The organism is Escherichia sp. AM3 (assembly GCF_032029835.1).
GTDB classification, from domain to species: Bacteria; Pseudomonadota; Gammaproteobacteria; order Enterobacterales; family Enterobacteriaceae; genus Escherichia; species Escherichia coli.
On sequence record NZ_JAVUPQ010000885.1, the window covers coordinates 1 to 284 of the forward strand.

At 49.6% G+C, this 284-nt stretch carries 1 tRNA gene and 1 other RNA gene; both read left to right on the forward strand.

The window, feature by feature from the left end:
• The first annotated feature begins 6 nt into the window (after nucleotides 1–6).
• A non-coding RNA gene (locus RTW80_RS28880) (RtT sRNA) lies at nucleotides 7–174 on the forward strand.
• 33 nt (nucleotides 175–207) lie between these two features.
• Nucleotides 208–283: transfer RNA gene (locus RTW80_RS28885), tRNA-Lys, on the forward strand.
• Nucleotide 284: the final 1 nt, after the last annotated feature.

Genomic DNA, 284 nt, shown 5'->3' on the forward strand with positions numbered 1-284 from the left:
GGTCGTTAGCTCAGTTGGTAGAGCAGTTGACTTTTAATCAATTGGTCGCAGGTTCGAATCCTGCACGACCCACCAATTTAAAGGTGGTTACTGGTAGAGAACGTGAAGGATAACGTTGCGTTAGCAACGGCCCGAAGGGCGAGACGAAGTCCAGTCATCCTGCACGACCCACCATCCTGAATGATTAAAGCAGCATAATCCCGCAAGGGGTCGTTAGCTCAGTTGGTAGAGCAGTTGACTTTTAATCAATTGGTCGCAGGTTCGAATCCTGCACGACCCACCAA